At 43.1% G+C, this 2,097-nt stretch carries 1 protein-coding gene; it reads right to left on the reverse strand.

Going from position 1 to position 2,097, the window contains the following annotated elements:
- Positions 1-98 precede the first annotated feature (98 nt).
- Positions 99-1,979, reverse strand: a complete 1,881-nt coding sequence (locus A4S05_RS38315) for an ABC transporter ATP-binding protein (protein WP_069073792.1) — start codon at positions 1,977-1,979, stop codon at positions 99-101.
- Positions 1,980-2,097: the final 118 nt, after the last annotated feature.

The following is a 2,097-nucleotide window of genomic DNA, read 5'->3' on the forward strand; positions in this document are numbered from 1 at the left end:
ATCTTGTGGGGTAGACATCTTGCCCGCCCCACAAGAATTTGTTGAGTATTTTTTATTTGGAAGTTCCTTAGTGCTATTCATTTTTTTTTGAAAATATCTTAAGTTCCCAACATCTGCAAGTTATGCAAAGTGGCATAAAGCCCTCCTTCTCGCAATAATTGATCATGGCTTCCCTGTTCGATTAATTCGCCACGCTTGAGAACAAAAATCCGGTCTACATTGCGAATTGTAGACAAGCGGTGAGCGATAATAATGGCGGTGCGTCTGAGTAAAAGCTGGTTTAATGCCTCTTGAACTAAAGCTTCTGTGCCAACATCCAAGCTAGCGGTAGCTTCATCTAGTACCAAAATTTGGGGACTGCGAATGGCAGCCCGCGCGAAGGCTAAAAGTTGCTTTTGACCACTAGAAATATTTGTCCCCCGTTCTCGAAGTTGAGTATCATAGCCTTCGGGTAGTTCTTCTATAAACTGGGCAATGTTGGTTTCTTCTGCTGCTTGTTGAATCTGTTCAATAGTATAGCCATCTCCTAAAGAAATGTTGCTTTTAACATCGCCAGCAAACAAAAATCCTTCTTGTAAAATTACTGCCATGTAGCGCCGCAGTTCTGCCTGTGGCACTTCCCGAATATCCACGCCATCTATGAGAATGCGTCCTTGGGTGGGTTCATAGAGGCGGCACAACAGCCGGATAATGGAAGTTTTACCCGCACCTGTAGGGCCGACTAATGCCACTCTTTCACCAGGATTAATGGTGAAATCTAAGTCTTTAATTACGTAATCATCATTTTTGTAAGCAAACCAGACGTGATCGAAGCGAATTTCTCCCAGTTCTGGCGGGGAAGTAAGGTCTGGGGATTCTAGATTTGCCAGGATCTCGTCTATGTAGCCAAATTTCGCATCAAATATTGAGAACCGGACATTGGCGCGATCGCGGATTTCTATCGGTTCATCTAATATATCGCCTACCCGTTCAATGGCAGTGAAACCAGCTTGAATTACTGTAAATTTTTCCGCAAAATCCCTTAAAGGGTCAAATAATCGCTGGGCATACAAGATAAATGCAGATAAAGTTCCAAAAGTCAAGCTTTTTCCTAAAAGTAACCAACCACCCATGCACAAAACACCTGCGATCGCAATCAGTCCAATCCACTCTAAGGTTGCTGAAATAAATGAATCATAAAAGATGGTTTGATCCATTTGCTGAGTGTAGCGGCTGTTTGTGGTACGAAACAATTCGGCATTAAATTTTTCCCTGCGGAACAACTGTACTACATTAATGCCAACCACATTTTCTTGTAACTGTGAATTCAATATAGACAGTTCTTCCCGCCCTTTGTAATTGGCTTTGCGGTACTGTTGCTGAATGTAAACAATGACCCAGGTAACTGGTAATAACATCACTAGCAGCAAGCAGGTAAGTTGCCATTGAATGGAAAACATTAAACCCAAAATCACCAGCATGGAAAACAAATTGGATACAATGCCAATTGCCCCAGTCGAAAAGACATCGCCTAACACTTCCACATCGCTGGTGATTCTGGTGATTAATTTACCTACGGGCGTGCGGTCAAAAAACCGCACTGCTAGAGACGTGACGTGCTGGAATAAGTCTTGGCGAATTGCTGCGGTGATTTGTTGTCCTAGCTTCTGTACTATGTAACCTTGGTAGCCCGTCAAAATCAATCGGATTGCGATCGCAATTACCAATAATCCCTCCAGGATATTTAGCCCTTGAGATAAGGGGCGATTCCTGAGAAATTCGTAAGTGCTAGGTTCATTGCGAATCAGAGAGATTACTTGGCCAATCAACAGCGGTTGTATGGCATTAGCTAGTGCGATCGGTACGAGTAAGCACATTGATAGCGTCAACAGTCGTCCGCTACGACGGGCATAGGGCACTAAACGCAAAAACAACCGCCAGTCATTCTCACGCCGTCGGTCTTGGGTATAAGATTTTTTGAGAGATTGGTAGATGCTCATAGTAAGAGCATTATATTTAATGTTTGGAAAAAAACACCCTTGTTTAAAGTAGTGTTTGTCTTCCTACCCTGATACCATGCCTGAGATAGAAACCGCAAGATTGCTACTAAGACCCTTT

It is taken from the genome of Nostoc sp. KVJ20 (genome assembly GCF_001712795.1).
Lineage (GTDB): Bacteria > Cyanobacteriota > Cyanobacteriia > Cyanobacteriales > Nostocaceae > Nostoc.